This window comes from Caulobacter sp. HJHS_5 (genome assembly GCF_056683955.1).
Genome location: NZ_JBWZNC010000007.1, coordinates 339,399 through 365,855, shown reverse-complemented (window position 1 = coordinate 365,855; position 26,457 = coordinate 339,399). Strand labels below are relative to the sequence as shown.

23 protein-coding genes are annotated in these 26,457 nt (G+C 70.7%); 14 read left to right on the top strand and 9 right to left on the bottom strand.

What is annotated here, in order from left to right:
- The first annotated feature begins 29 nt into the window (after window positions 1-29).
- Complete coding sequence (locus tag ACFLIT_RS15825) at window positions 30-884, top strand: shikimate dehydrogenase (protein WP_479912217.1); 855 nt, start codon at window positions 30-32, stop codon at window positions 882-884.
- Here the strand turns inward: ACFLIT_RS15825 and ACFLIT_RS15820 are convergent.
- Window positions 881-1,660: an alpha/beta hydrolase gene (locus ACFLIT_RS15820; RefSeq protein WP_479912216.1), complete on the bottom strand. Its 780-nt coding sequence runs from the start codon at window positions 1,658-1,660 to the stop codon at window positions 881-883. The two genes, ACFLIT_RS15825 and ACFLIT_RS15820, sit on opposite strands and share 4 nt — an antisense overlap.
- Window positions 1,661-1,872: 212 nt before the next feature.
- On the opposite strand from ACFLIT_RS15820, the gene ACFLIT_RS15815 reads away from it, so the two are divergent.
- Window positions 1,873-2,823 carry a FecCD family ABC transporter permease gene (locus ACFLIT_RS15815; RefSeq protein WP_479912234.1) on the top strand — a complete coding sequence of 317 codons (951 nt, stop codon included), beginning with the start codon at window positions 1,873-1,875 and terminating at the stop codon, window positions 2,821-2,823.
- Window positions 2,820-3,608, top strand: a complete 789-nt coding sequence (locus tag ACFLIT_RS15810; protein ID WP_479912215.1) for an ABC transporter ATP-binding protein — start codon at window positions 2,820-2,822, stop codon at window positions 3,606-3,608. Before ACFLIT_RS15815 ends, ACFLIT_RS15810 begins: the two co-directional genes overlap by 4 nt.
- Window positions 3,609-3,632: 24 nt before the next feature.
- Here ACFLIT_RS15810 and ACFLIT_RS15805 read toward each other — a convergent pair whose 3' ends face one another.
- The 5 genes from ACFLIT_RS15805 to ACFLIT_RS15785 all read right to left on the bottom strand — a co-directional run bounded on the left by ACFLIT_RS15805 (window position 3,633) and on the right by ACFLIT_RS15785 (window position 9,274).
- Complete coding sequence (locus ACFLIT_RS15805) at window positions 3,633-4,724, bottom strand: YncE family protein (protein WP_479912214.1); 1,092 nt, start codon at window positions 4,722-4,724, stop codon at window positions 3,633-3,635.
- A 14-nt stretch (window positions 4,725-4,738) separates the two neighbouring features.
- Complete coding sequence (locus ACFLIT_RS15800; protein ID WP_479912213.1) at window positions 4,739-5,878, bottom strand: ABC transporter substrate-binding protein; 1,140 nt, start codon at window positions 5,876-5,878, stop codon at window positions 4,739-4,741.
- 147 nt (window positions 5,879-6,025) lie between these two features.
- A complete protein-coding gene (locus tag ACFLIT_RS15795) occupies window positions 6,026-7,186 on the bottom strand; it encodes a M20 metallopeptidase family protein (protein ID WP_479912212.1) in 1,161 nt (386 codons plus the stop codon).
- A 38-nt stretch (window positions 7,187-7,224) separates the two neighbouring features.
- Window positions 7,225-8,619 (bottom strand): sensor histidine kinase, encoded by a 1,395-nt coding sequence (locus tag ACFLIT_RS15790; protein ID WP_479912211.1) that lies wholly within the window; start codon window positions 8,617-8,619, stop codon window positions 7,225-7,227.
- Window positions 8,597-9,274: a winged helix-turn-helix domain-containing protein gene (locus tag ACFLIT_RS15785; RefSeq protein ID WP_479912210.1), complete on the bottom strand. Its 678-nt coding sequence runs from the start codon at window positions 9,272-9,274 to the stop codon at window positions 8,597-8,599. The genes ACFLIT_RS15790 and ACFLIT_RS15785 overlap by 23 nt, the downstream gene beginning before the upstream one ends.
- A gap of 183 nt (window positions 9,275-9,457) precedes the next feature.
- Here ACFLIT_RS15785 and ACFLIT_RS15780 point away from each other — a divergent pair, with 183 nt between their 5' ends.
- Genes ACFLIT_RS15780 through ACFLIT_RS15755 form a run of 6 tightly spaced genes read left to right on the top strand, consistent with a single transcriptional unit; the run spans window position 9,458 to window position 17,839 of the window.
- The gene (locus ACFLIT_RS15780) at window positions 9,458-10,651 is read left to right on the top strand and encodes an isochorismate synthase (RefSeq protein WP_479912209.1); all 1,194 of its coding nucleotides are present in this window, start codon (window positions 9,458-9,460) and stop codon (window positions 10,649-10,651) included.
- Window positions 10,651-12,282 (top strand): (2,3-dihydroxybenzoyl)adenylate synthase, encoded by a 1,632-nt coding sequence (locus tag ACFLIT_RS15775; RefSeq protein WP_479912208.1) that lies wholly within the window; start codon window positions 10,651-10,653, stop codon window positions 12,280-12,282. Before ACFLIT_RS15780 ends, ACFLIT_RS15775 begins: the two co-directional genes overlap by 1 nt.
- Window positions 12,279-12,926 carry an isochorismatase family protein gene (locus ACFLIT_RS15770; RefSeq protein ID WP_479912207.1) on the top strand — a complete coding sequence of 216 codons (648 nt, stop codon included), beginning with the start codon at window positions 12,279-12,281 and terminating at the stop codon, window positions 12,924-12,926. Before ACFLIT_RS15775 ends, ACFLIT_RS15770 begins: the two co-directional genes overlap by 4 nt.
- A complete protein-coding gene (locus tag ACFLIT_RS15765) occupies window positions 12,923-13,186 on the top strand; it encodes a phosphopantetheine-binding protein (protein WP_479912206.1) in 264 nt (87 codons plus the stop codon). Before ACFLIT_RS15770 ends, ACFLIT_RS15765 begins: the two co-directional genes overlap by 4 nt.
- Complete coding sequence (locus tag ACFLIT_RS15760; RefSeq protein ID WP_479912205.1) at window positions 13,179-17,075, top strand: amino acid adenylation domain-containing protein; 3,897 nt, start codon at window positions 13,179-13,181, stop codon at window positions 17,073-17,075. Before ACFLIT_RS15765 ends, ACFLIT_RS15760 begins: the two co-directional genes overlap by 8 nt.
- Window positions 17,072-17,839, top strand: coding sequence for a 2,3-dihydro-2,3-dihydroxybenzoate dehydrogenase (locus tag ACFLIT_RS15755; RefSeq protein WP_479912204.1), 768 nt, complete (start codon window positions 17,072-17,074; stop codon window positions 17,837-17,839). Before ACFLIT_RS15760 ends, ACFLIT_RS15755 begins: the two co-directional genes overlap by 4 nt.
- A 170-nt stretch (window positions 17,840-18,009) precedes the next feature.
- Here ACFLIT_RS15755 and ACFLIT_RS15750 read toward each other — a convergent pair whose 3' ends face one another.
- Window positions 18,010-18,684 carry a Fe2+-dependent dioxygenase gene (locus tag ACFLIT_RS15750; RefSeq protein WP_479912203.1) on the bottom strand — a complete coding sequence of 225 codons (675 nt, stop codon included), beginning with the start codon at window positions 18,682-18,684 and terminating at the stop codon, window positions 18,010-18,012.
- Window positions 18,685-18,751: 67 nt separating this feature from the next.
- Complete coding sequence (locus tag ACFLIT_RS15745; RefSeq protein ID WP_479912202.1) at window positions 18,752-20,986, bottom strand: catecholate siderophore receptor Fiu; 2,235 nt, start codon at window positions 20,984-20,986, stop codon at window positions 18,752-18,754.
- Between the two features lie 301 nt (window positions 20,987-21,287).
- On the opposite strand from ACFLIT_RS15745, the gene ACFLIT_RS15740 reads away from it, so the two are divergent.
- The 5 genes from ACFLIT_RS15740 to ACFLIT_RS15720 all read left to right on the top strand — a co-directional run bounded on the left by ACFLIT_RS15740 (window position 21,288) and on the right by ACFLIT_RS15720 (window position 25,614).
- Window positions 21,288-22,364: an alpha-hydroxy-acid oxidizing protein gene (locus ACFLIT_RS15740; RefSeq protein WP_479912201.1), complete on the top strand. Its 1,077-nt coding sequence runs from the start codon at window positions 21,288-21,290 to the stop codon at window positions 22,362-22,364.
- Window positions 22,357-23,580 carry an alpha-hydroxy-acid oxidizing protein gene (locus tag ACFLIT_RS15735; protein WP_479912200.1) on the top strand — a complete coding sequence of 408 codons (1,224 nt, stop codon included), beginning with the start codon at window positions 22,357-22,359 and terminating at the stop codon, window positions 23,578-23,580. The genes ACFLIT_RS15740 and ACFLIT_RS15735 overlap by 8 nt, the downstream gene beginning before the upstream one ends.
- A 143-nt stretch (window positions 23,581-23,723) precedes the next feature.
- Window positions 23,724-23,954 carry a hypothetical protein gene (locus ACFLIT_RS15730; RefSeq protein ID WP_479912199.1) on the top strand — a complete coding sequence of 77 codons (231 nt, stop codon included), beginning with the start codon at window positions 23,724-23,726 and terminating at the stop codon, window positions 23,952-23,954.
- A gap of 29 nt (window positions 23,955-23,983) precedes the next feature.
- Window positions 23,984-24,199 (top strand): hypothetical protein, encoded by a 216-nt coding sequence (locus tag ACFLIT_RS15725; protein ID WP_479912198.1) that lies wholly within the window; start codon window positions 23,984-23,986, stop codon window positions 24,197-24,199.
- A 164-nt stretch (window positions 24,200-24,363) separates the two neighbouring features.
- Window positions 24,364-25,614 carry an NHL repeat-containing protein gene (locus ACFLIT_RS15720; RefSeq protein WP_479912197.1) on the top strand — a complete coding sequence of 417 codons (1,251 nt, stop codon included), beginning with the start codon at window positions 24,364-24,366 and terminating at the stop codon, window positions 25,612-25,614.
- 50 nt (window positions 25,615-25,664) lie between these two features.
- Here ACFLIT_RS15720 and ACFLIT_RS15715 read toward each other — a convergent pair whose 3' ends face one another.
- Window positions 25,665-26,393, bottom strand: a complete 729-nt coding sequence (locus ACFLIT_RS15715; RefSeq protein ID WP_479912196.1) for a YkgJ family cysteine cluster protein — start codon at window positions 26,391-26,393, stop codon at window positions 25,665-25,667.
- Between the last annotated feature and the right edge of the window lie 64 nt (window positions 26,394-26,457).

Below are 26,457 nucleotides of genomic sequence, written 5' to 3'. Positions count from 1 at the left end.
CGCCGACCATCGTCGCGTATCGCAGCTTGATGCGTTCCGACCGCTCCCCTCTTCGCACCGGCCTGATCGGCGCCGGCATCGGCGGCTCCCGCAGCCCCTGGATGCACGAGACCGAGGCCGCCGCCCTGGGCCTCGACCTGACCTACACGCGCTTCGACCTCGACGCCGAGCCGGATGGCCCCGACGCCCTGCCGCGCCTGCTCGATCGGGTCGCCGCCGACGGCTTCCTGGGGGTCAACATCACCCATCCGGTGAAGCAGGCGGTGATCCCGCTGCTGGACGACCTCTCCGAAGACGCGCGGGTGCTGGGGGCGGTGAACACCGTCGTGCTGCGGGACGGGCGCCGGGTGGGCCACAACACCGACTGGTTCGGGTTCGCCGAGGGCTTCCGCCTTCGGTTGCCGGACGCCCGGCTGGCGGCGGTCGTGCAGATGGGGGCCGGCGGCGCCGGTTCGGCCGTCGCCTACGCCCTGCTGCGGCTCGGGGCCGAAGCGCTTGGCGTGTTCGACCGCGACGTGGCGAAGGCGCGCGAGTTAGTCGAGCGACTCGCGCCGCACTTTCCCGGCCGCATCCATGTCGGCGACGACCTGGAGGCGCGGCTCGCGACGGCGGACGGGCTGGTCAACACCACGCCCTTGGGCATGGTGCAGCACCCCGGCATGGCCGTGCCGGCCTCGGCGCTGCGGCCGGACCTGTGGGTCGCCGAGGTGGTCTATGTGCCGCTGCAGACCGAGCTGCTGCGCGCCGCCCGCGCCCTCGGCTGCCCGACGGTCGACGGCGGGGCGATGGCGGTGATCCAGGCGGCCGAGGCCTTTCGGCTGTTCACCGGCGTGACGCCGGATACCGAGCGCATGCTGCGCCGCTTCGAGGCGGCGCTGGCTTAAGCCCAGGCGCGGCCGAAGCTGCGGAGGACGGCGGCGCAGGCGGTGATCGGGGCCGAGCCGTGGTCCTCGTCCGGCAGCATCCCCCCGCTGACGCGCTGGGCGCCCAGGGTCGCCTGGAACATCGAAAAGGCTTCGGCCGAATTGGCGACCATGCGGCGGGGATCACCCCCCTCGCCTTCCCGCTCGCCCCAGGCCAGGTGGACGGTGGAGCCGTTGGCGGCCACGGCGTCGGCGGCGCGGTGCGCGAGGTCCGGTCGCCACCACAGGGACGGACTGACGAGACCCCAGGCGGAGAACAGGTCGGGGCGGCGGGTCATGATGTGGAGCCCGAAGAGGGCGCCCAGCGAGTGGCTGAACAGGGCGGTGCGCGCGGCGTCCACCGGGGCGGCGGCCTGGACGGTCGGCAGCACGGTCTCGGCGATGAAGGCCAGCAGGGCGTCGGCCCCGCCGTGCGGATGGGGGACCGTGTGCGGCGGCTCGGGCGGACCGTCGGTGAAATCGTGGGCGCGGCGCGCGTCCTCGACCGCCGCGCCGCCGTCCTGCGCGAGGCCGACGACCACCGCCTGGGGCACGCCGGTCTTGGCGGTGCGCCGGCCGAGGGCGTTCACGGCGCCGGCGACGATGGGAAAGTGCGAGGCGCCGTCGAGCACCAGGATCAGCGGAAAGCCTTCATGCGGAGGCGGGGCCGACGGCCGAACCATCGTCAGGCCATAGGGATGACCGTCGGGGGCGATGAGCCGTCGGGCGACGCCGGCGCGCGGCGCGACATTCGGCATCCAGACCGCCCCTTCCCCCATCAACGCCATCTCTTCCCTGTGCAAAGCCGTCGCAAGCCTATATTGCGACCCGGTCTCAACTAAGCTGCGCCAGCGTCTTGATCAACTCGAACCCCGCGCCATCCGCCCAAGCCACGCTCGAGGCCCACAGGCGCACGGTCGGCCGACGCGGCCTTGTTCTCGTACTTTTGGCTCTGGCCTGCATTGTGGCGATGCTGTTCGACCTGGCCACCGGGCCGGCGGCGCTGAGCCCCCTGCACGTGCTGCGGGGCCTGCTCGACCGCTCCAGCCTGACGGCCTCGGAAGACGCCATCATCTGGCAGATCCGCTTTCCCGCCGCCCTGATGGCCATGCTGGTCGGGGCCGCCCTGGCCCTGGCCGGCGCCGAGATGCAGACCGTGCTCAACAACCCCCTGGCCAGCCCCTTCACCCTGGGGGTCTCGTCGGCGGCGTCGTTCGGGGCCTCGCTGGCCATCGTCTTCGGCCTGGGCCTGCCCGGCGTCTCGCAGCACATGTTGACCACGGCCAACGCCTTCGTCTTCGCCTTCGGTTCGGTGCTGCTGCTGCAGCTGCTGGCGCGCACCCAGCGGGACGGCGTGCAGAGCATCGTGCTGTTCGGCATCGCCCTGGTGTTCGCCTTCAACGCCCTGACCGCCCTGGTGCAGTTCGCCTCCTCGGCCGAGGCCCTGCAGCAGCTGGTGTTCTGGACGATGGGCTCGCTCGGGCGCGCCACCTGGGGCGCGACGGCGGTGATGGCCGCCGTGGTGGTGGTCGCCACCCCCTTCTCGCTGCTGGCGGCCAAGGGCCTGACCGCCCTGCGGCTCGGCGAGGACCGGGCGATGAGCTTCGGCGTCGACGCCGCGCGGCTGCGCTTCTGGTCGCTGTTGAGGGCCAGCCTGCTCTCGGCGGCCGCCGTCGCCTTCGTGGGCGTGGTCGGATTCATCGGGCTGGTCGGGCCGCATATCGCGCGGATGCTGGTGGGCGAGGATCACCGGGTCTTCCTGCCGGCCAGCGTGCTCAGCGGCATGCTGCTGATGTCGCTCGCCTCCGTCGCGGCCAAGACCTTCGCCCCGGGCTCGGCCCTGCCGGTCGGCATCGTCACCGCCGTGATCGGCGTGCCGGTGTTCCTGTTCCTGATCTTCCGCAGCGGGTCGTCGCGATGAGGGGTCGGGCGCTGGACATTCGCGGCGTCACGGCCGGCTACGAGAACCGCAGGATCATCGACGCCATCGACCTGCCGTCGCTGGCGGCGGGGACCGTCACCTCGCTGGTGGGTCCCAACGGCGCCGGCAAGAGCACGCTGCTGCGCGCGCTGGCCGGCCTTCTGCCCGCGCGCGGCGAGGTGCGCCTCGGCGACCTGAACCTGGCCGGCATGTCGCTGCGCGACCGCTCGCGCTACGTCTCCTACGTGCCGCAGAGCCTGCCGCAGGGCGTGGCGCTGAACGCGCTGGAGACGGTGATCGCGGCCCTGGAGGCGGCGCCGCTGGCCGACAAGCCGGCGCATCGTTCGACCGTGGCGACGGAAGCGCTGGCGGCGCTGGAAAGCGTCGGGGCCGGCGACCTGGCGCTGCAACGGATCGACCGTCTTTCCGGCGGGCAGAAGCAGCTGGTCGGTCTGGCCCAGGCCATCGCCCGCGCGCCCGCCGTGCTGCTGCTCGACGAGCCGACCAGCGCGCTCGACCTGCGCCACCAACTGACGGTGCTGGAACTGGCGCGCAGCTATGCGCGCGAGCATGGAGCGGTGGTGGTGGTGGTGCTGCACGACCTGCAGGCGGCGGCGCGGATCTCGGACCGGGTGCTGGTGCTGCACAGGGGGCGGCTGGCCGCCGAAGGATCGCCGGAAGAGGCGATCACCCCGGCCCTGCTGGCCGAGGTCTATCAGGTGGAGGCCCGCGTCGAGCGCTGCGGGCGGGGCCTGATCCAGGTAATCGTCGACGCCGTGCTGTGAAGCCCGGCGTCGACCTTATTTCACTTACGGATTAATCGCCGTCAGGGTGTCGCCTTCCGGATCCTCCGGCGGAGCCGGGGGCGGACCGGCGGGGGCCGCTTCGCCGGGCGGCCGGCGTGGCAGGCCACGGGCCTTGTTGGTGGCGTAGGCGCGGCCGCTCTGGGCGTCGACCACCACCGACTGCGGCAGGGTGCCGGCGTCGAGCTGGGAGACGGCGTAGTCCGTGCCGTTGATCACGCTCACCGTGCCGGCGCCACGGTTGGTGACGTAGACGAGGTTCGAGCGCGGGTTGAAGGCCACGGCCAGCGCGCCGGCACCGGTCGGGACCTTCTTGATCAGGGCGCCGGTGTCGGCGTTGAGCACCGTCAGGTCGCCGCTGCCCGAATTGGTGACGAACAGGCGCTTGCCGGCGCTGTCGACCGCCACGCTGAGCGGGCTTTCGCCGCCCGACGGATAGCGGGCGATCACCTTGTCGTCGGTCAGGCTGACGGCGATGACTTCGTTGGCGCCCATGCCGGTGGTGAAGATGCGCTTGTTCGCCGAGTCGACCGCCAGGCCCGTCTGGCGCGTGGTCGGGACGGTGATGACCTTCTCGAGCGCGTTCTTGGCGCCGTCGATCACCCACACGACGTTGCTGTTCGGATCGGCCTGGCCGCGTTCGCCGCCGCCGACGATGCTGACGTAGACCTTGTTGCTGGCTTCATCGACCACGACTTCGCGCAGGTGAGCGGCCTTGCCGTCCGGGCTCTTCACGGTGGCGATCTGCTTGCCGGCCTTGGCGTCGAGGACGACGACCGCGCCGCTGCGCGTGTCGGTGCCGTAGAGGGTCTGGGTCTTGGTGTTGATGCCGAGGCCGTAGACCGGGTTGGCGGAAACGTCGATCGAGCCCTTCGGCTGCAGGGTGGCGGCGTCGAGCTTCACGACGGCGGCGTTGTTGGCGCCGCGCTGGCCGGTGGCGGCGACGTACACCGACTTGTCGGTCGGGTTGTAGACCAGCTGGTAGAGACCGCCGGGGGCGACCTTCACCTGCTTGTCGACCGCCGGGGCGGCGAGAGCAACGGTGGTGGTGGCCGCCAGCAGGGCGGCGACCGCCACGGCGGTACGGAACAGCGTCATGGGAGGACTTCCTTTCAGGCCTTCTGCAGATCGGCCCAGTAGTCGCCGGCGTAAGGCACCGCCAGGAACTGGGTGTTGATGTCGTCGAGCGTCTTCCTCGGATCGAGGTCGGCGAACAGGTCGGGATGGATCCACTTGGCGAGCACCTCGACCGCGACCACGTCGATGGGCGAGTTGATCAGCTGGTGCGACAGGCCGTGGGCGCGGCCTTCACGGACGGCCTTTAGCTCTGCGATCCCCCGGCGGGAGGCGACGCGGCGCAGGCCGGCCTGCGCCTGCTCGGCGGTGAAGCCGGGACCGCTGACGTAGCCGCCGGCCTTGGCCAGATGCGGGCCGCCGGTGGCGATATAGATGTCCGGATCGCGCTGAATCACATATTCCAGGCTCAGCTTGCCGAAGGGCTGCTTGATGGTGTCGGCGCCGATGTTGCGACCGCCGACGAAGTCGATGGCCTCGCCGATGTTGCCGGCGCCGGGGGAGTTGCAGCAGTCCGGCGTCATGCCGGCGTGGGCTTCCAGGAACACGGTCGGGCGCTGTTCCGGCGTCAGCTTGGCGACGCGCGAGGCGATGGCGTCGAGCTTGGCCTTGCGGAAAGCGTTGAAGGCGGTGGCCTGGGCCTCGCGGCCGACGAGACGGCCGAGCAGGGTGAGGCTGGCGGCCTGGTTCTGGAAGGGGTGCGAGAAGAAGTCGATGAAGGCGACGCCGACGCCGGCCCCTTCCAGCTGCGCCACCTGGGCGTCGGTCGGGCCGGAGCCCAGCGAGACCACGGCGGTGGACGGACGAGCGCCGAGCACCGCCTCGACGTTGAACTCTTCGTTCGACGGCGGCGTCTTGGGCAGGGTCGCCAGGGCCGGGAACTTGGCGACGAAGGCCTTGTAGGTGTCCGGGCTGATCCGGTTCACGTCGCCCGACCAGGCGGCCAGGGTCGAGACGGGATCCGGATGGATCAAGGCCAGGGCGATCAGGTAGCGGCCGTCGTCGATGCTGAGCTTGCCGCCCGGCGTCATCTTGACCGGATGGTTCTTCAGGTCGACGAGCGCGGCGACAGCAGGGGTCGCGGCCTTGCGTTCGCAGCCGGCGAGGACGCCCGTGGCCGCGAGGCCGCCGAAGGCGCCGAGCAGCGCGCGGCGGTCGAGTTTGGCGACGAGGCTCATGCCGATCTCTGTCCTTCGCAGCGCCCGCCGGTACCCGAGAGCCCGCGGCAACGCTTCATGCGCCACCGATTAATGCGAATGATTTTCAACTTCAACCTCTAGCGCGTCCTCTTCCCTATGAAAATGCGAGTTTGTCGCAGGAAGATTTCAGGCCAGACGCCGTTCGAGGAGTTGCAGGAAGACTGAGACGGCCACCGGGAGCAGGTCGTCGTTGAAGTCGTAGGCCGGGCGATGGACCATCTCGCCGCCCTGGCCGAGGAAGAGATAGGCCCCCGGCGCGGCCTGCAGCATGTAGGCGAAGTCGTCGGTGAACGGGTAGGGCTTGAGGTCGCGGCGGACCTTGCCCGCGCCGAGCACCGCCTCGCAGGCCTGGGCGGCGACCTCGGCCTGTTCCGGGGCGTTGACGCAGGGCGGCACGCCGGCGGCGACGCGCGGCGTGACCGTGCAGCCGGTGGTCAGGGCGACGCCTTCGCAGACCTTCTCCAGACACCGCCACAGCTCGTCGATCACCTCCGGCGAGGTGGAGCGCAGGGTGCCGGCCAGACTGGCCGACTGCGGGATGACGTTGTGGTTCGAGCCCGCCTGCAGCTTGGTGACGGTGAGCAGGGCCGGCTCCATCGGGTCGATGTGACGGCCGACGATCGAGGCGAGGTCGGAGGCGATACGGGCGGCGGCCTGCAGCGGATCGACGGCCCGGTGCGGCGCGGCCCCGTGCCCGCCGACGCCCTGCACCTCGATATCCCAGATCCGGTAGCCGTTGAGGGTCGGGCCCGGGCGCACGCCGGCCTCGCCGAACGGCAGCAGGGGCATGTTGTGGTAGGCGTAGACCTCATCGCAGGGCCAGCGCTCGAACAGGCCGTCGCGGATCATCGCCTCGGCGCCGAGGCCGTTCTCCTCCGCCGGCTGGAAGATCAGCACCACGCGGCCCTGGGCCGGCGGATTGGCGGCGAGCCAACGGGCGACACCCAGCAGGCTGGCGGTGTGGCCGTCGTGGCCGCAGGCGTGGGAGACGTTGTGGGTCGTCGAGGCGTAGGGCGCGCCGCTCTCGTCCGGCAGCGGCAGGGCGTCCATGTCGCCGCGCAGGCCGATGGTGCGACCGGGCGCGGCGCCCTCGACCACCGCCACCACCCCCGCACCGCCGACGCCGCCCTCGGCCTTCAGGCCCAGGCCGCGCAGGATATCGAGCACGACGCCGCCGGTGCGGGACTCCTCGCCGGAGAGTTCCGGGTGGGCGTGGAAGTCGCGCCGCCAGGCGGTCATGGCCGGAACGAACTCGGCGACGGTCGGATCGAGGGTGAGCGTGGTCATGCCCGTTTCTCAACAGGAGGACAGCCCGGCCGACAAGTTCAATCGGCGGGCAGGATCAGTTCGACGCGCAGGCCGGGCGCGTTATCGACCAGGGCGATCTCGCCGCCATGGGCGCGGGCGGCCGCGGCGCACATGGTGAGGCCGAGGCCCGAGCCCGGCTGCGAGCGGCTGCGATCCATGCGGTAGAAGCGGCGCAGGACATTGGCGCGCTCGGCGGGCGGCACGCCGGGACCACGATCGGCGACGAACAAGACCAGCGCCCCGTCGCGGCTTTCGGCGCCGACGGTGATGTCGGGCTCCGCCCCGCCGTGGGCGACGGCGTTCTCGATCAGGTTGGCCACGGCCTGCTGCAGCAGGGCGGCGTCGCCCTGGGCCGGAAGAGCGCCCTGGGCGGCGACGGTGAGACGGCCGCCCGCCTCCTCGATCACCGGGCGATAAATCTCCGCCGCCGTGGTCGCCAGTTGCGCCGCGTCGAACGGCTTGCGGTCGGCCTGGCCGGCGCGGCCTTCCATGCGGGCCAGGGCCAGCAGCGACTCGAAGAGGCTGCTGAGCTGGTCGATCTCCTGCAGGCCGGCCTCGATGGCGGCCTGGCGCTCGGCGGGGTCTTCGTCGTGGGCGCGCGCCTCCTCCAGGCGGTTGCGCAGGCGGGCAAGCGGGGTGCGCAAGTCGTGGGCGACGGCCTCGGACACCGACTTCAGGGCCGACATCGCCGCCTCCTGCCGGTCGAGCATGACATTGAGATTGCCGGCGAGATCGTCGAACTCGCGGCCGAAGCCGATGGCCGGCAGACGCTCGCCGGAACGGCCGGCGATGATGCGGTCGATGGCGGTGTTCACGCCTTCCAAACGACGCAGCAGCAGCAGGCCGGCGCCGAGGCCGGCGGCGAGGGCCAGGGCGATGATCGCCAGACCCATCCACAGGGTGAAGGTGCTGACGCCGCGATGCAGCTCGTCGAGGTGCTGGATGTCGCGGCCGATGGCCAGCAGCGTGCCGTCGCTGGAGTGGCGGCTGAGCACCAGCATGTTGGGCCGCTGGTCGGGCCAGCGGGTGGCGCGACCGTGGGTCGGCAGATTCACCTGGAAGCCGTCGCCGTGCACCGCGGCCACGGTGAGGCCGTTGGTGAAGGTCGCGCCCTTGGGGGTGACCACCAGCAGCAGATAGCGACGGGCGTCCCGGTTGCGGGGTTCCCCGTTGAGCCGCGCCACAAGGGCGTCGCCGCCGAGACGCTCGGCGTCGGCGTGCATGATCGACATCTGGTGGTTGAGGTCTTCCCGCGTTTCGGCTTCCCCCATGCGCAGGAGGCCGTAGTCGAGACCGGCCAGCAGGATCGCCCCGCCGACCGCGAAGATCAGGGCGATGCCGAGCGCCAGGCGCAGGCTGGCCGTCGACCAGACCGTGGGGCGGCGTTTTCTACTGGGGGGCTTGGAGGACATAGCCCACCCCGCGCACCGTATGGATCAGCTCGGCGTCGAAGCCGCGGTCGACCTTGGCGCGCAGGCGGCTGATGTGGGCGTCGATGATGTTGGCCCGGGGATCGAAGTGGAAACCCCACAGGGTCTCCAGCAGCATGGTGCGGGTGACGGCCTGGCCGGCATTGGCGGCGAGGAAGGCCAGGAGTTTGAACTCGTGGGGCGTGAGGTCGAGCAGGCGGCCGGCGCGGGCGGCGCGGTGAGCGGCGACATCCACCTCCAGGTCGCCGACGAGGTGGACCTTGGGCTGGGCGGCCAGCGGCGGACGGCGGGCCAGCGCCTGGACCCGCGCCGCCAGTTCGCTGAAGGCGAAGGGCTTGACCAGATAGTCGTCGGCGCCGGCCTGCAGGCCTTCGACGCGGTCGTCGACGCCGGCCACGGCCGACAGCATGAGGATGGGGGTGGCGACGCCCTCGCCGCGCAGGGCGCCGATCAGCTCGATGCCGGAGAGGCCGGGCAGCATGCGATCGATCACCAGGGCGTCGTAGTCGCCGCCGAGGGCGAGCTCGAGGCCGCGCGGGCCGTTCTCCGCCTCGTCGGCGGTATGCCCCTGCTCGCGGAACCCGCGGGCGATGAAGGAGAGGGTGCGCGCCTCGTCGTCGATGATCAGCAGGCGCATCCGCCGTCGTTCCCCTGCCCGGATGCGAGCGGTCTAGAGATTTAATGTGGCCGTCAGATTACGCGAAGGTTCAGCGCGGTAACAGCCTTGTTGCGATTGATACGCAACTACGCAAGCCCCATCTGACAGAAGACGGGGCCCGGGCGGATCGGTCGCGGTGTCGAGAGTTGCGTCATGGACCTGATGAGCCCCCTGGCAGACAGTGTTTCCGCCGAGCAGAGCGAGACCGCCCGCGCGGCCGACTGGTCGTTCGTGCTGGCCGCCCGCGAGGCGCGGGTGTTCACCGACGGCCTGAGCCGGCGGCTGACGCCGGGCGGGTCCGAGACCCTGGGCGCGCGGGTGCGGGCCTTCTTCGACGATCTGCGCGGCGGCCAGCACGAACGGATCATTGGCGGGCCTGCCTTGCTGGTCGGCGCCCTGCCCTTCGACCGTACGGCCGACGACTTCCTGTTCCAGCCCGCCCGGGTGGTGGACGCGCCGACCGCCCCCGCCTATCCGCCGCCGCCCGGCAGGCGCTGGCGCGTGACGCCGGAGCCGACCGTCGAGGGCTATCAGGCGGCCGTGGCCGAGGCGCTGAGCGTGCTGGCGTCGGGCGCCGACGACCTGACCAAGGTGGTGCTGTCGCGCAGCCTGCGCCTGCGGAGCGACGCGCCGATCGATGTGGCGGCTTTGGCGGCGCGGCTGGCCGGGGATCCCGGCGCGGTGCGGTTCGGCACGCCCATCGGCCAGGGCCGCCTGGTGGGCGCCTCGCCCGAGTTGCTGATCGCCAAGAAAGGCGCAAGCGTGCGCTCGCATCCGCTGGCCGGCTCGGCCCGTCGCAGCGCCGACGCCGCCGCCGACCAGGCCGCCGCCGACAGCCTGGATCATTCCGACAAGGACCACCGCGAACACGCCCTTGTGGTCGAGGCGATCCTCGACATCCTGGCGCCGCACTGTCGCGACCTGAACGCCCCGTCGCAGCCCGAACTGACGGCCACCCAGACCATGTGGCACCTCGGCACCCACATCGAGGGCAAGCTGAAGCGGCCGGACGAGGTCTCGGCCGCCGAACTGGCCGCCGCCCTGCACCCGACCCCGGCGGTCGCCGGCTCGCCGCGCGACGCGGCCACCGATCTGATCCATCGCCTTGAAGGCTATGAGCGCGGCTTCTACGCCGGGGCCGTCGGCTGGACCGACATGGCCGGCGACGGGGTCTGGTACGTGTCACTGCGCTGCGCCGAGGTGGCGGGCGCCGAGGCGCGGCTCTACGCCGGGGCCGGGGTGGTCGAGGGCTCGACGCCGGAGGGCGAGGCCGCCGAGACCTCCGCCAAGTTCCAGGCCATGCTGCGCGCCTTCGGGATTGACGAAGCCGGCCGGCCGCTCGATCACGGCGCCTGATGCTGCCGCTGAACCAGACGTGGCCCGCCGAGCTGGCGGAGCTTTACCGACGCAAGGGCTATTGGCGCGGGGAGACCTTCTCCGACGTGCTGCGCGCCCGCGCGGCCGAGCGGCCGGACGCCCTGGCCGTGGTCGGCGGCGACCACCGCTGGACCTACGCCGAGCTGCTGGAGCGCGCCGAGCGCCTCGCCGCCGGCTTCCTGGCCCTGGGGCTGCGGCCGAGCGACCGGGTGATCGTGCAGCTGCCCAACATCGCCGAATTCATGGCGACCATCTTCGGCCTGTTCCGCGCCCGGCTGATCCCGGTCTACGCCCTGCCCGCGCACCGCTCGGCCGAGATCGTCCACTTCGCGACGACGGCGGAGGCCAAGGGCTATGTCATCGTCGATCGGCGCGACGGCTTCGACTATCGCGGCCTTGCCCGTGACGTGAAGGCGGCGGCGCCGGACCTGACCCATGTGGTGGTGATCGGCGAGGCCGAGGAGTTCACCGCGTTCGCCGAGGTTTCGGGCGATCCGGCGAACCTGCCGGCGGAGGACGCGTCGCCGTCGGACGTCGCCTTCCTGCAGATCTCCGGGGGCTCGACGGGCCTTTCGAAGCTGATCCCGCGCACCCACGACGACTACCTCTACAGCGTGCGGGCGAGCGCCGAGATCTGCGGCCTGACGGCGGACAGCGTCACCCTGATCGCCCTGCCGGCGGCGCATAACTTCCCGATGAGTTCGGCCGGCTTCCTCGGCGCCTTCTACGTCGGATCGACGGTGGTGCTGTCGCCCTCGCCCAGCCCCGACGCCTGCTTCCCGCTGATCGAACGGGAGAAGGTGACCATCGTCGGCTTGGTGCCGCCGCTGGCGCTGCTGTGGATGCAGGCGGGGCCGACCGCCAAGAACGACCTTTCCAGCCTGAAGGTGCTGCAGGTGGGCGGGGCGAAGTTCCTGCCGGAGTCGGCGCGGCGGGTGCGCGAGACCCTGGGCTGCCAGCTGCAGCAGGTGTTCGGCATGGCCGAGGGCCTGGTCAACTACACGCGGCTGGACGACCCGGACGACATCGTCTGCGAGACGCAGGGCCGGCCGATCAGCGAGGACGACGAGGTGCTGATCCTCGGCGAGGACGGGCGGCCTGTCGCCGAGGGCGAGACCGGCGACCTCCTGACCCGCGGCCCCTACACCATCCGCGCCTATCACAACGCCCCGGCGGCCAACGCCCGCAGCTTCACCGACGACGGCTTCTATCGCACCGGCGACGTGGTGCTGCGGCGGCCCAGCGGGCATCTGGTGGTGATGGGACGCTCGACCGATCACATCAACCGCGCCGGTGAGAAGATTTCGGCCGAGGAGGTGGAAGACCACCTGATGGCCCACCCAGCGGTGTTCGACGCCGCCGTGGTCTCGGCGCCCGATCCCTATCTCGGCGAACGGATCGTCGCCTTCGTGATCGCCAACGGCGAGGCGCCGCGCGCGGTGGAGCTGAAGGCCTGGATGCGCAAGCGCAACATCGCCGAGTTCAAGGTTCCCGATCAGATCGTCTTCACGCCGGAGTTCGCGGTGACCGCCGTCGGCAAGATCGACCGCAAGACGCTGCGGGCCGAGCTGCGCAAGCAGTTGATCGCCAAGGAGGAGACGCGCGCATGACCGCCGCCAAAGGTCTGCCGACCGTTCCCGCCTACACCCAGCCGACCGAGGCCGAAATCCCGCCGTCGCGGGCGAGCTGGACGCTGCGGCCGGAGCGCGCGGCGCTGCTGGTGCACGACATGCAGCGCTATTTCCTGCGCCCCTACGACCAAGCCGCCGAGCCGGTCCCGGCGCTGATCGCCAATATCGCCGCCCTGGCGGCCGCGGCGCGCGCCGCCGGGGTTCCGGTATTCTACACGGCCCAGAAGGGCGATCAGGATCGCCGTGACCGCGGCCTGCAGGCCGACCTGTGGGGCCCCGGCATGAGCCGGGCGCCGGAGCATCAGGACATCCTGCCGGACGTCGCGCCGGCCGAGGGCGACTTCGTGCTGACCAAGCACCGCTACAGCGCTTTCCAGCGCAGCAACCTTGAGACCCTGATGCGGGCGCGCGGGCGCGACCAGCTAATCGTCTGCGGCGTCTACGCCCACATCGGCTGCCAGCTGACGGCGGGCGAGGCGTTCCAGCGGGATATCGAGCCCTTCTTCGTCGCCGACGCCCTGGGCGACTTCTCGCGCGACAAGCACATGGCGGCCATCGCCTGGGCCGCCGCCGTCTGCGCCGTGGTGCAGAGCACCCGCCAGACCCTGGAGGCGCTGAAATGAGCCTGACCCTCGACGACCTGACCCTGGAGCGCATGCGCGCCGACGTCGCCGCCGTGCTGCACGAGAGCCCGGACGACATCCGCGACGACGACAACCTGATCGACCTTGGGGTCGACAGCCTGCGGGCGCTGAACCTGTCGCTGCTGTGGAGCGAGGCCGTGCCGCTAGCGTTCTCCGATCTGGCCGAGCACACCACCCTGGCCGGCTGGTGGGGCGTGGTGCAGGTGCGCATCGCCGCCGAGCGCGCGGCCCGTGGCTGACGGAGACCTGTCGGTCGGCCCGGTGGAACATCCGCTGGCCGAGGCGCAGTCGGGCCTGTGGTTCGCCCAGGCGCTCGACCCGACCAATCCGATCTTCAACACCGCCCACTACCTCGATATTCGGGGCGCGCTGAACGTCGCCGCCTTCCAGGCCGCCGTCGACCAGGCGGCCGCCGAGGCCGAGAGCCTGTCGCTGCGTTTCGAGACGCGTGGCGGCGATGTGGTTCAGACCGTCGCCCCCAAACTGCAGCCCCTGCTGTGGGTGGCCGATCTGAGCGACCAGCCCGATCCCGAGGGCGCGGCCATGGGCGCGATCCGCATGGATCACGAGACGCCGCTCGATCTTTCCCGCGACGCGCCGGCCGCCAATCGCCTGTTCAAGCTCGGGCGGGAGCGGTGGATCTGGTACCTGCGCGCCCACCACCTGACCACCGACGGCTTCGGCATGGTGCTGTTCGCCGACCGCGTCGCCGAACTCTACAACGCCGCCCAGGGCGGGGCCGCCGCCGGCCCGGCCTTCAATCCGCTATCGCGGGTGTGGGACGAAGACGCCGCCTATCGGGACAGCGACAAGCGGGCGACCGACGCCGCCTATTGGCGCGAGACGATGGCCGAGGCGCCGGACGTGGTCAGCCTTGCTTCGGGGCGGGCCGTGACGGCGCACCGTTTCCACCGGTCCGAGCGGAGTTTGTCGGAAGAGGTGACCACCGCCCTGCGCGCCCGCGCGGAGGCCGGTCGCCTGGCCTGGCCCGACATCGTCACCACCCTGACCGCCGCCTACATCCGCCGGTTCGCCGGGGCGGAGGAGGCCATCGTCGGCGTGCCGCACATGGGCCGCCTGGGCAGCGCCTCGGCCCGCACGCCCGCCATGGTGATGAACGTGCCGCCGCTGCGCTTCGCGGCCGACGAGACGGCGCCGCTGGACGAAGCCTTCATCGCCACGGCGCGCAGCCTGATGAAGGCCCGCCGGCATGGCCGCTATCGCAGCGAGCAGCTGCGGCGCGACCTCGGCCTGATCGGCGGCGCGCGGCGGCTCCATGGCCCGCTGATCAATGTGCTGCCGTTCGACCAGCCGCCACGTTTCAACGGACTCGACGTTAAGGTGCATGTGCTGGGCACGGGGCCGGTGGACGACATCAGCCTGACGTTCCGCGGCGACGCCAATCCGCACCTGACCCTGGAGGTCGACGCCAACCCGGACCTCTATTCGGCGGAGGAGACGGCGGCCCACGGCGCCCGCCTGGCCGCCTTCATCGCCGCCGCCCTGCGGGCCGAGACCCTGGCCGACGTTCCGATCGCGACGGCCGACGAGGCGGAGCGTGAGCTGCATGCCTTCAACGCCACGACGCACGACGTGCCGGACACCACCCTGACCGCGCTGCTTGAGCGGGCGTTCTCGGCCCGGCCGGACGCCCCGGCCCTGACCTTCGGCGGCGAGACCCTGACCTACGCCGAGCTCGACCGGCGGACGGCGGCTCTGGCGGCCCAGTTGACCGCGCGCGGCGTCGGCCCCGAGGCCCTGGTCGCCGTGGCCCTGCCGCGCTCGCTGGAGCTGGTGGTCGCGCTGGTCGGCGTTCTGCGGACCGGCGGCGGCTACCTGCCGCTCGACCTGGAGCATCCGCCCGAGCGGATCGCCTACCTCGCGCAGGCGTCGAAGCCGGCGGTGGTTCTGGCGAACGAGGATGTCGGCGGCGCGTTCGGCGACAAGCTGCTGCGACCGGCGGATTGGTCGGTGGAGGCGAGCGGCGCCCTCACCGCCCCGGCGCCGGAGAACGCGGCCTATGTGATCTACACCTCGGGTTCGACGGGCGAGCCGAAGGGCGTGCTGGTCGAGCATCGGGCCATCGTCAATCGCCTGCTGTGGATGCAGGCGCAGTACGGCTGCGGGCCGCACACCAAGATCCTGCAGAAGACCCCGGCGACCTTCGACGTCTCGGTATGGGAGTTCTTCCTCGCCCTGATCTCCGGCGGCGAGCTGATCGTGGCCCCACCCGGCGCGCACCGCGATCCGGCCGCCCTGGGCAAGCTGATCCGCGATCACGCGATCACCGACGTGCACTTCGTGCCCTCGATGCTGAGCGCCTTCCTGGCCGACCCGGCGGCGCGGGGCCTGGCGATCGCGCGCGTCTATTGCAGCGGCGAGGAGTTGACCGCCGAGCTGCGCGACCGCTTCCACCGCACCGTGCGCGGCGAGTTGCACAACCTCTACGGCCCGACCGAGGCCGCCGTCGACGTGAGCTGGTGGGAGGCCTCGGCGGACGACGCCTCGCAGCCGGTGCCGATCGGCTGGCCGGTCTGGAACACCAACCTGCTGGTGCTGGACGAGCGTCTGCGGCCGGTGGCGCCCGGCATGACCGGCCATCTGCACCTGGGCGGACGGCAACTGGCGCGCGGCTATCTCGGCCGACCGGACCTGACCGCCGACCGCTTCATCCCCGACCCGCGCAATCCCGGTGAGCGGCTCTATCGCACCGGCGACGTGGCGCGACGGCGCGCGGACGGCGCGGTGGTGTTCCTCGGCCGCAGCGACCATCAGGTGAAGATTCGCGGCCTGCGCATCGAGCTGGGCGAGATCGAGGCGGCCATCGCCGCCAGCGGCCTCGCGCGGGAAGTCGTGGTGCTGGTCCGCGAAGACCGGCCGGGCGACAAGCGGCTGGTCGCCTACATCGTGCCGGACGACGGCTTCGAGCCGGCGGCTCTGCGGGCGCGGCTGGCCGCGCGCCTGCCGGACTACATGATCCCATCGGCGGTGGTGACGCTGGACGCCCTGCCGGTGACCGCCAACGGCAAGCTCGACCGCCGCGCCCTGCCGGCGCCGGCCCTGGAGATCGCCGAGGGCCGCCCCGCCGAGACCGCCAGCGAGATCGCCGTGGCCGAGCTCTATGCGAGCACCCTGGGGCTGACGCAGGCCGTTGGCGCGGACGACGACTTCTTCGCCCTGGGCGGCGACTCCCTGCTGGCCGTGAACCTGATGCTGGCGATCCGCGAGCGGTTCGGACGCGATCCGGGCCTGGGCGCCCTGTTCGACAAGCCGCGCGTCGCCGAGCTGGCCGCCCTGCTTGACGGCGAGCAGCTGGACTTCGACAACGGCCTCGGCCCGATCATCACCCTGGCCGACGGCGACGGGGGCAAGCCCGCCCTGTTCCTGATCCACCCAGCCGGCGGCATCGCCTGGGGCTATCGCACCCTGGCGCGCGGCGTCTCGCGCCGTCGCCGCGTCTATGGCCTGCAGTCGCCGATCCTCGATCCCGGCGCCGCCGAGCCGGACAGCATCGACGCCCTGGCGCGCCTCTACGCCGACCGCATTCTCGCGGCCCAGCCGCATGGACCCTACCACCTGGCCGGCTGGTCGGTGGGCGGGATCATCGCCCAGGCCGTGGCCGTGCGGCTGACCGAGCTCGGCCACAAGGTCGGGCTGATGGCGATGCTGGATTCCTATCCCGCCGAGTGCTGGCGGGCCGAGCCGGAGCCCGACCCGATCGACGCCCTGCGGGCGCTGCTGTCGATCGCCGGCTACGACCCGGAAGACCATCCGGAGCTGCGCAGCCGCGAGACGATCATCGGCTTCCTGCGCGCCGGCGACAGCACCCTGGGCGGGCTGCCCGACGCGGCCATCGAAGGCGTCGTGCGGGCGGTGATGGGCACCAACCGCCTGATCCGGGGCCATCATCACCGGCCGTTCGACGGCGCGACGACGCATGTGCGCGCCGGTCTCGACCACAAGACCCGGCCGCATCTCACGCCCGAGCTTTGGGCGCCCTACGCCCAGAGGCTCGATATTCTGGAGGTTCCCTTCCTCCACGCCCAACTGACCAGCCCGGCGGCCGTGGGCATGATCGCGCCCGCGCTGGAAGATCGCATGGAAGCCGCCGAGGAGACCGTCGCATGAAGCCCACGGGCCTGAAGGGGAAACTGGCGCTGGTGACCGGCGCGGCCGGCGGCATCGGCGCCGCCGTGGTCGCCGCCCTGGTCGAGGAGGGCGCCCGCGTCGTCGCCACCGACCTGGCCTCCGACGCCTTGAGCGCCTTGAAGCGCGAAGGCGTGCGGGCCCTGCCGCTGGACGTCGCCGACGGACCGGCGGTGGAGGCGCTGTTCGACCGGATCGAGGCCGAGGATGGGCCGGTCGATTTCGTGGCCAGCGTCGCCGGCGTGCTCTCGACCACCCTGGTGGCCGACACCTCCGAGGCCGAATGGCGGCGGGTGTTCGCGGTCAACGCCGACGGGACCTTCCATGTGGGCCGGGCGGCGGCGCGTCGTATGGGGCCGCGCGGACGCGGGGCCGTCGTGGTGGTCGCCTCGAACGCCGCCGGCGTGCCGCGTCACGCCATGGCCGCCTATGCGGCCTCGAAGGCGGCCGCGACCATGTTCGCCAAGTGCCTCGGCCTGGAGCTGGCGCCGCAGGGCGTGCGCTGCAACGTCGTCGCGCCCGGCTCGACCCTGACGCCGATGCAGACCGGCATGTGGGCCGACGACAGCGGCGCGGCGCGGGTGATCGCCGGCCTGCCGGAAGCCTTCAAGGCGGGGATTCCGCTGGGCAAGCTGGCGACGCCGGAGGACATCGCCGACGCGGTGGTGTTCCTGCTCTCCGACCGCGCGGGGCACATCACCATGGCGGACCTGTACGTCGACGGCGGGGCGACGCTGAAGGGTTAAGGGCAATCGCTCCCTTCCCCCTCGAAGGGGGAAGGGCCGGGGATGGGGGTGTAGGCAGAGCCTCGTCGATTGGGCCCAACAGGCGGCGCCGAGTGGCGCCAAGCTCTGAAACACAGCGAAAACACCCTCACCCCTGCCCCTCTCCCTTCGAGGGCGAGGGGTTCCAAGTGTCAGGTCTCCGCCCAGCGGCGCAGCAGGTTGTGGTAGACGCCGGTCAGGGCGACGGCCTCTTCGCTGTCGCCGTGCTTCGCCCGCAGGGACTGGATCGACTTGTCCATGTCGAACAGCAGCGAGCGGGCGCCGTCGTCGCGGACCAGGCTCTGCAGCCAGAAGAACGAGGCGACGCGGGCGCCGCGCGTGACCGGCGTGACGCGATGCAGGCTGGTCGAGGGATAGAGGATGGCGTCGCCGGCCGGCAGCTTCACCTCGTGAACGCCGTAGGTGTCGACCACCTCCAGCTCGCCGCCGTCGTAGGTTTCGGGATCGGCCAGGAACAGGGTGCAGGACAGGTCGGTCCGCACGGCGCCGGAAGACGCCTGGCGCACGGAGCCGTCGACATGGAGGCCGTAGGTCTCGCCGGACTCATAGCGATTGAACAAGGGGTCGGAGAAGCGCAGCGGCAGGGCCGCGGCCATGAACAGGGGCGAGCGGCGAACCGCCTCGAGCACCCCCTGCCCCAGCGCCCGGGTATTGGGGTCGTTTTCCGGCAGTTGCCGGTTCTGCTTCACGCGGGCGCCCTGCGCGCCCACCGTCTGCCGGCCGTCAACCCATTCGGTGGCGTCGACCGCCTGGCGCAGCCGCTCGGCGTCGCCGCGCGAGAGCACGCCTGGAATGTGAAGCATCATGGCCGGTCTCGTCGTCCGCTCGTCTCAGGAAAAAAGGCGCGGGAGTGAGCCCGCGCCTTGATTCAGATCAGAAGGAGACGTTGAGCGCCAGACGCGCGGAGCGAGGGATCGCCGGCGTGTAGCGGTAGCCGCTCTTGTTGATGGTCGGGATGTAGTTGTCGTCGGCCAGGTTGTAGATGTTGAGCTGCAGCTCGACGTTGGGGCGCAGGCGATAGGCCGCCATGGCGTCCCACACCCAGTAGCCTTCGACGAACTTCGGGGTGCCGACCGCGCCGTCGGAGCCGCGCTTCATGTCGCCGCTGTAGCGGGCGCCGCCGCCGATCGTCAGGCCCACCGGGAAGCGATAGGTGGTCCACAGGCTGAGCGACTTGTCCGGGCTGTAGGTCAGGACGGCCGAGCCGTCGGCGGTGCCGAAGCTGCCGGTCGGGCTGGAGACCTTGGTGTCCTGGGTCGCGAAGCCGGCGTTGACCGACCAGCGCGGCGTGATCTGGCCGACGGCGGAGAGTTCGACGCCGCTGACCTGCTTGGCGCCGGCCCGGTAGAAGGTTCCGTCGGTGTCCTGGATGATCTGGTCCGAGTACTCGGTCTTGAAGACCGCGCCGGTGACCATCAGGCGGTCGTGGAAAATGTTCCACTTCACGCCGACTTCGGTGTTTTCAGCGGTCTGCGGCTCGACGTTCGGATTGTTGGCGTTGGTCGCCGTGCCGGCCGACAGCGAGAAGTTGGCGCCGCCCGGGGGCTGCTTGGTGTTGGCGTAGGAGACGTAGAGGCTGCCCTGTTCCACCGGCTTGTAGACCAGGCCGATGTTGCCGCTGACGAGGTCGTCGCTGGCCTCGAAGCTGGTCTTCACGAAGGTGGTGGCCGCGACCGAGTCGTAGGTGGTGCGGTAGCTGTCGAGGCGCACGCCGCCGTTCAGGAACAACTGCGGGGTCAGTTCGACGTTGTCGTTGAAGTAGACCGCCTTGGTTTCGGTGACGCCTTCGGTGTAGGCGCCGCTGAAGGCGCGAGTGTAGCCGGTGGCGTCACGTGAAGGATTGTAGACGTTCGCGGGGGTGTAGGCGCCCGTGCCCACATAGGCGCGGTTCTTCTGGCGCTCGCGGATCAGTTCGACGCCGGCGGCGATGGTGTGCTTCAGCGGGCCGGTGGCCACCTTCGCGCGCAGGATGGTGCCGTTGTAGAGCGCGTCGTTGACCACGCTCTTGTTGGTGACCAAGCGAGGAACGGTCCAGGTCGACAGGTCGGTGGCGCTGGGCGTCACCAACTGGCTCGTGCCGGCCATGAAGGCGGAGAGCTGATAGTCCTGATCGGTGGCCGACCAGCGGGTCAGGTTGCGGATGGTGATGTCGTCCGTGAGATCGTGCTCGAGCACGACGGCCGCGGTGTTGACCTTGACGTCGTCGTGGTCGTCGTTGGTGCCGTAGAAATTCTCGGAGTTCACGCGCGGCGCGGCGCTGATGAACGGGCGGTTGAGAGGGTCGGGGCTGGAGTAGCCCGGCAGGCCGAAGGTCAGGACGCCGCCGTCCGGCACGTTGTCCTGCTTGATGTACATGTAGTCGAGGAAGACGCGGGTCGACTTGTCGAGACCGAAGGCGATGGTCGGGGCGATGCCCCAGCGGTCGTTGGCGATGTGGTCGCGGCCGGCCACGCCGGCGTCCTGCACGACGAAGTTGACCCGCGCGGCGGTGGAGGCGTTGAGCGCGAAGTTCACGTCGGCGGTGGCGCGCTTGAAGTCGCCCGAACCGAAGGACACCGAGCCGGTCTTGAAGTCGCTCAGCGACGCATGCTTGGTGAACATGTTGATCGCGCCGGTGGCCGCGCCCCGGCCGATCTCGGCGCCCGCGCCGCCCTTCAGCACCTCGACCTGCTCGATGTTGAACACGTCGCGGAAGATCGAGCCGACGTTACGCACGCCATCGATCAGGATGCTGCCGGAGATGTCCGAACCGCGCATGTAGATGGCGTCGCCGGTGTTGGTGTTGCCGTTCTCGCCGAGGAAGAAGGTGCCGACGCCCGGGGAGTTCTGCAGCGCTTCGGTGAGGGTGGTGGCGCCGCGCTCCTGCATCAGCTCCGAGCCGATGATCTGGCGGGTCTGCGGCGTGTCGAGGATGGAGGTGGTCGCCTTCAGGTTCTCGGTTTCGTTCCGGTAGTGGGCCTTGGCCGTGACATCGACGCTGGTGACCAGGTTGGTCTGTTGATCGTCATCGGCGGCGAAGGCCGGCGCGGCGGCCAGGGCCATCAGCGAGGCGGCCCCCAGCGGCGCGAGAGCGGCGACAACGTGCTTACGACTGCGAATGTGAGTCATTATCATATCCCCTTTGTGAACGCCCCGCAGCGACCCGCCTTCCCTCAAAGGCGTCGTTGGCCGTCCGAAACGGCGAGACTGATAATGGTTCGCAAAAGCATATGCAATCGCAATTGCGACGCTTTATCGCAACTTTGTTGCAATGGGTGTTCGACGCCGCGCCCGTGTAATGCGTGGAGACGCACCGCCCCTCTGGTCCGGGCGCGAATATGCTGCGAGGGTGGTGCAAACGATAACAGGGGGGATAACGATGCCGGACGAGGGGACGGGTGCGCCCGGAATGGCCGGGTCTCCGGGAGGCTTGCCGTCGCGCCGCAGCGCGCTGGGGGTGATGGGAGCGAGCGTATCGGCCGGGATGGTCGGGGCGGCGATGGCTGGGCCGGCCGCCCGGGCGCAAGCCGCCGCCGGCACGCCGCTACGGCTGCCGACGCCGCAGCCGGCCCTGGTCCCGCGCGCCGATCTGGTGAACGTGCTCGAGTACGAGGCCCAGGCGCGGCTGATCCTGGGCGCGGCGAGGATCGCGCCCCTGGTCGGCGGTGACCGGACCATTACCGACCGCATCACCCTGCGCCCGCGGATGAACATTCCGACCCGTGATCTGGACCTGACGAGCGCCCTGTTCGGCGACGATCACTTCGCCCCGATCATCATCGGCCCCATCGCCGACCAGAAGCGGTTCCACGCCGACGGGGAAGTCGCCACCGCGCGCGGCGCCTCGGCGGCGAAGGCGGCGATGGTGGTGAGCAGCGCCCCCAGCGTGCCCCTGGCGACGATCGCCCAGGCCGCGACGGCGCCGCTCTATCTGCAGGTCGACGCCAGGAGCCCGAAGCTGAAGGACCAGCTCGCCGAGGCCGGCGCGGCCCGGATCAAGGCGGTGTTCGTGACGGTGAACGGCGGCGCGCGCATCGACTGGGCGGGCGTCGAGGCCGTGACCAAGTCCACCGCCCTGCCGGTGATCGTCAAGGGCGTGACACGGCCGGAGGAGGCGAAGGAAGCCGTGGCGCGTGGCGCCAAGGGCGTGGTCGTCTCGACCTACAGGAGCGGCGGCGCGGCGGCGACGCCGGGTCCGCTGCTGCTGATCGCGCCGGTGGCCGAGGCCGTGGGCGGCCAGACGACGGTGCTGGCCGACGGCAGCTTCCGGCGCGGCACCGACATCCTCAAGGCGATGGCCTTCGGGGCCAAGGGCGTGCTGGTCGGCCGGCCGGCGATGTGGGGCCTCGGAGCCTATGGCGCCGAGGGCGTGCAGGGCGTGGTCGAGATGCTGCAGACCGAACTGGCGCGCTACATGAGCATGTGCGGCTGCCCGACGCCGGAGGCGATCCAGCCGGCCCTGGTGCGGGTGCACGCGCCTCTTTCCATGGTGAGCAAGAATGTCTGACGCCGAGCGTAACTGGCTGACCAATCCGGCGCGTCGCGCGGCCATGGTCCGCATGGCCCAGCTGATGGCGGCCTCGCCCGCCGTCGCGGCGACGTCGGCCCTGGCGCAGGGCGACCCGCGCCCCCTGGGCGAGCATCGGCGGGTGCTGACCCTGGCCGAGATGCAGACGGCCTTCGACTTCGAGCCGGTGTTCTTCGGCAATGTGCCGCAGGCGATCTATGACTACACGGCCCACGGCGACGGGTCCGAGTTCACCCTGCGGCGCAACCGGCAGGCTTTTGACTGGGTGGACATCCTGGCGCCCAGGACGGCGGTTCAGCCCGCGCAGGTCGACCTCTCGTCCGAGCTCCTCGGGGTGAAGATGAAATTCCCGATCCTTGTCGGGCCGACGGCGGCCCAGACGCCGCTGCACCCAGACGGCGAGAAGGGCATGTTCCAGGCGGCGACCGCGGCCGGGCAGACGATGATCCTCAGCGTCAACACCTCGACCCCGGTGGAGCAGGTGGCGACGGCCGCGCCGGGCGGCGTCTTGTGGGCGCAGCTCTATCCGGTGGAGAATCCCGCCGGCACCGAGCGGCTGGTGGGCAATTACCAGAACGCCGGCTGCACCGGCATCGTCATCACCATCGACCAGCAGTCATCCTACTATGAGCGCACGCAGCAGGACCTGAACTTCGGCGGGCGGGTGCGGACGCCTCGCATCAACGCCGCTTCGGCCACGGCCACGGGATCGGCCCGCTACCGGATCAGCGGCGGCCGGCTCTGGTACACCTGGGCCTACATCGACAGCGTGCGGAAGCTGGTCAAAGGCCCGCTGATCCTCAAGGGCATCCTGACGGCGGAGGACGCCCGGCTGGCGGTGGAACACGGCGCCGACGCGATCATGGTGTCCAACCACGGCGGGCGATCGATGGACTACGGCCCTTCGTCGCTGGAGGTGCTGCCGGAGATCGTCGAGGCCGTGGGCGGCCGCACCACGGTGCTGTTCGACAGCGGCGTCCGCCGCGGGGCCGACATCTTCAAGGCCCTGGCCCTGGGGGCCGACGGGGTCTCGCTGGGCCGCACGTCACGCTGGGGCCTGGCGGCCTTCGGCGCGGCGGGGGCGCAGCGGATGTTCGAGATCCTGCAGCAGGAGCTGGTGCAGACCGCCGCCGCCGCCGGCTGCGCCAGGCTGGCGGACATCGACGCCTCGAAGGTGCGAACGCACTTCGTTTAGGATTCCCAACGCCGCCGACAACACAGCGCCATCCAAAGAACGACGTTATGGAACTCGCTTGACGGAAGTCGGGCGAAGGCTGAATCTATGGAGGAATTTAGGCTCACGCACAGGCGTGGACCGACGTCCCCTGGAGGACTGCGATGCATAAAGAGAAGATCGTCGGCGCCGCCTCTGTTCTGGCGATGACCCTTGCCCTGGCCGCCTGCGCCACGGCCCCCGCCACTCAGGTGGCCGACGCGAACGGCGCGGCCAAGCCAAAGGTGAAACAGACCTACAATCCCGCCTTTCAGAATTCGATGGACGCGCTGAACAATCCGGCGATCGGCTTCACCAACGTCGGCCCTCGCGGATCGGGAGGGTTCGCCCGCTAGTTAGCCCCTGCTCGACTGAGGAGATCGACATGACGCTGCAGACCGTAGCCAGCGCCGCCTCCGCCTTGGCAATGGCCCTCTCCCTGACGGCCTGCGCCACCCCGGCCGCCCAGATGGCCGACGGTAGCCCCAAGCCGAGGGCGAAACAGACCTACAACCCGGCGTTCCAGAACTCGATGGACGCCCTGAATCACCCGGCCGTCGGCTTCGCGCCGCCACCGTTTCGCTCGCCGCTCAACCGGTAGACTCGCCGGGCGCTGGGGCCTGGGCCCGGAGGCTGACTGACTTCAGTAACCGGCGAGGCGGCAAGCTTCGCCGAGGTTGTAGGCATCCGAACGCTGTTACATCGTGCCTTCCAACGATGGGAAGCGCCGGCTCGAACCGATGCCCCTCGATGGGAGGACTGAACATGAAGCCGACCGGGGCGCTCAGCACCGCATCTGTAATCGCTTTCATCGTGGCGCTCGGAGGAATGGCCGCCGCGGTCGAACCGCCGACCTCCGGCCCCGCGGCCAATGGCTCGCCGGCCTGGAAGATGCTGAAGGGCCAGCCCGACCCGGTTGGTCGCGCCGCCGTCGACGCCAATGGCGTGGTCACGGTGCTGCCGCGGACGCCGGACATGAAGAGCCCCGTGGGCGGCAATGTGCCCTCGTGCGCCAACTCCACCATCTGCACCCGCAAGGGCGGCCCGAGCCGCCAGGTGAGCGACCGCGTCACCTGGGACCAGACGATGGGCTACACGCTCAGCTTCCCCTACCAGCTGCCGCCCCCGACCAGCGGCATGCCCGGCGGCGCGCCCGGCGCGGCGGTGGATTCCAAGGGCGCCGTCTGGGTGATGCAGCGCAAGCCCGAGGGCCAGCCGCAGCTCTACAAGTTCGCCGCCGACGGCAAGCTGCTGATCACCGTGCCGGCCTCGGTGACGGGCTATCAGCAGAAGGCGCACGGCATCGCCGTCGACGCCAAGGACAATGTCTGGATCGCCGACACCAACGGCGCGACCGTGCTGCAGATCAGCCCCGAGGGCCAACTGCTGCGCACCATCGGCGTCAAGGAAAAGCGCGGCGACTGGGACCCGGCCAAGGGGCAGGAACTGCTCTGGCAGCCGGTGTCGATCGCCTTCGGCCCTCAGGGCGACCTGTACATCGGCGAAGGCCATGCCAACGAAGGGCCGAACGACTATGGCGGCCCCGACCCGGCCAGCCAGATCGGCGCGGCGCGCGTGCTCCATTTCGGGCCCGACGGCAAGTTCGTGAACCAATGGTTCGGCGACGACCATGGGCCGGGCAAGTTCGGCGAGAGCCACGGCCTCGCCGTCGACCCGAAGACCGGCGACGTCTGGGTCGGCGATCGCGAGCAGTATCGGATCGTGATCTTCTCGAGCACCGGCAAGTTCGTGCGCACCCTGTCGATGCGCAACCTGCCCTGCGGCCTGGCCTTCGATCAGAACGGCGAGCCGTGGATGAGCACCGGGCAGGATGGCCAGGTGGTCAAGCTGGACCGCAACGGCAAGGTGCTGGGCGCCGTGGGCCGGGGCATGGGCATCGAGCCCGGCCAGTTCGCCGAGGCCAACTACTTCGCCTTCGACAAGGCCGGGGCGCTCTATGTGGGCGACACCTCGATCCCCCGCATCTCGAAGTTCAGCCCGCCGCGCGGGCGATAGGCGATGAGGCCGGGGACCGTCCCAGCCGGGGCGGCCTCCGCCTGCCGCGCTCAGGTGAACCTGAGCGGTCCTCCCTTGAGGAACGACGGCGCCGGCGCGGCCGGCGCCGCATAGCGGCTGCGCCAATTGGGGTCGCGAAACCAGGAGTGGTCGCCGGCGATCTCGTTGGCCAGCGGAACGTAGCTCTCCACCCAGGCCAGCGCTTCGCCCATGAGGGACGGATCCTTGACCCGGCCTTCGATGACGTCGAGTAACTGGGGCCGGGGATAGATGCAGAGCTTCTGATCCTTCACGCTGACCCAGATGGGGATATGCGGATAGCGGGCGGCGACCCCTTTGGCCGCGGATCGGAAGGCGTCGGTGTCGAGCGCCTGGCCATCCTCCGCGAGCGAGAAGGCCATGATGTAGGCATGCTCGGTGACGAATCGGGGCGGCTTGTGCCCTTCGAAGAAGAACATCAGCCCTGACTGATCCGGCCGCATATCCGCCGGCAGCACCGACTCGCGCTTCCACAGGCATTGGAAATGGCGGCAGACCGGGGGCCGCTGCTGGTAGATGCCGCACCCCTGGTGGCTGAGGAAGCGGCACGGCTCGCCCGGGGCCTTCTGAATGGGCGCTTCCATGATGCCCAGGGAGACGCAGCAGGCGGCGCATTCGCCGCAGGGGCGAGCCGGGTCGAGCGGCCCGAACAAGGCCCGGTCGGCGGAGCGGGCGGTCGGGTCCGCCGAGCGCCTGGAGGCCAGGGACGACGGGCCTTTGCGCAACTTCAACTTGGACATCGGACCTCGCTCCCCGGAGGCCAAAATGCCGGTCGGGATCGGCGCCGTAAACCCCGGCGATCAG

Bases quoted from the DNA above. Each gene is read 5' to 3' on its own strand.
- ACFLIT_RS15715 (WP_479912196.1), bottom strand. From the start codon at position 26,393: ATGTCCAAGTTGAAGTTGCGCAAAGGCCCGTCGTCCCTGGCCTCCAGG.
- ACFLIT_RS15725 (WP_479912198.1), top strand. From the start codon at position 23,984: ATGACGCTGCAGACCGTAGCCAGCGCCGCCTCCGCCTTGGCAATGGCC.
- ACFLIT_RS15795 (WP_479912212.1), bottom strand. From the start codon at position 7,186: ATGACCACGCTCACCCTCGATCCGACCGTCGCCGAGTTCGTTCCGGCC.
- ACFLIT_RS15765 (WP_479912206.1), top strand. From the start codon at position 12,923: ATGAGCCTGACCCTCGACGACCTGACCCTGGAGCGCATGCGCGCCGAC.
- ACFLIT_RS15810 (WP_479912215.1), top strand. From the start codon at position 2,820: ATGAGGGGTCGGGCGCTGGACATTCGCGGCGTCACGGCCGGCTACGAG.
- ACFLIT_RS15720 (WP_479912197.1), top strand. From the start codon at position 24,364: ATGAAGCCGACCGGGGCGCTCAGCACCGCATCTGTAATCGCTTTCATC.
- ACFLIT_RS15770 (WP_479912207.1), top strand. From the start codon at position 12,279: ATGACCGCCGCCAAAGGTCTGCCGACCGTTCCCGCCTACACCCAGCCG.
- ACFLIT_RS15805 (WP_479912214.1), bottom strand. From the start codon at position 4,724: ATGACGCTGTTCCGTACCGCCGTGGCGGTCGCCGCCCTGCTGGCGGCC.
- ACFLIT_RS15750 (WP_479912203.1), bottom strand. From the start codon at position 18,684: ATGATGCTTCACATTCCAGGCGTGCTCTCGCGCGGCGACGCCGAGCGG.
- ACFLIT_RS15745 (WP_479912202.1), bottom strand. From the start codon at position 20,986: ATGACTCACATTCGCAGTCGTAAGCACGTTGTCGCCGCTCTCGCGCCG.
- ACFLIT_RS15790 (WP_479912211.1), bottom strand. From the start codon at position 8,619: ATGTCCTCCAAGCCCCCCAGTAGAAAACGCCGCCCCACGGTCTGGTCG.
- ACFLIT_RS15780 (WP_479912209.1), top strand. From the start codon at position 9,458: ATGAGCCCCCTGGCAGACAGTGTTTCCGCCGAGCAGAGCGAGACCGCC.
- ACFLIT_RS15785 (WP_479912210.1), bottom strand. From the start codon at position 9,274: ATGCGCCTGCTGATCATCGACGACGAGGCGCGCACCCTCTCCTTCATC.
- ACFLIT_RS15820 (WP_479912216.1), bottom strand. From the start codon at position 1,660: ATGCCGAATGTCGCGCCGCGCGCCGGCGTCGCCCGACGGCTCATCGCC.
- ACFLIT_RS15730 (WP_479912199.1), top strand. From the start codon at position 23,724: ATGCATAAAGAGAAGATCGTCGGCGCCGCCTCTGTTCTGGCGATGACC.
- ACFLIT_RS15815 (WP_479912234.1), top strand. From the start codon at position 1,873: ATGCTGTTCGACCTGGCCACCGGGCCGGCGGCGCTGAGCCCCCTGCAC.
- ACFLIT_RS15775 (WP_479912208.1), top strand. From the start codon at position 10,651: ATGCTGCCGCTGAACCAGACGTGGCCCGCCGAGCTGGCGGAGCTTTAC.
- ACFLIT_RS15735 (WP_479912200.1), top strand. From the start codon at position 22,357: ATGTCTGACGCCGAGCGTAACTGGCTGACCAATCCGGCGCGTCGCGCG.
- ACFLIT_RS15825 (WP_479912217.1), top strand. From the start codon at position 30: ATGCGTTCCGACCGCTCCCCTCTTCGCACCGGCCTGATCGGCGCCGGC.
- ACFLIT_RS15755 (WP_479912204.1), top strand. From the start codon at position 17,072: ATGAAGCCCACGGGCCTGAAGGGGAAACTGGCGCTGGTGACCGGCGCG.
- ACFLIT_RS15800 (WP_479912213.1), bottom strand. From the start codon at position 5,878: ATGAGCCTCGTCGCCAAACTCGACCGCCGCGCGCTGCTCGGCGCCTTC.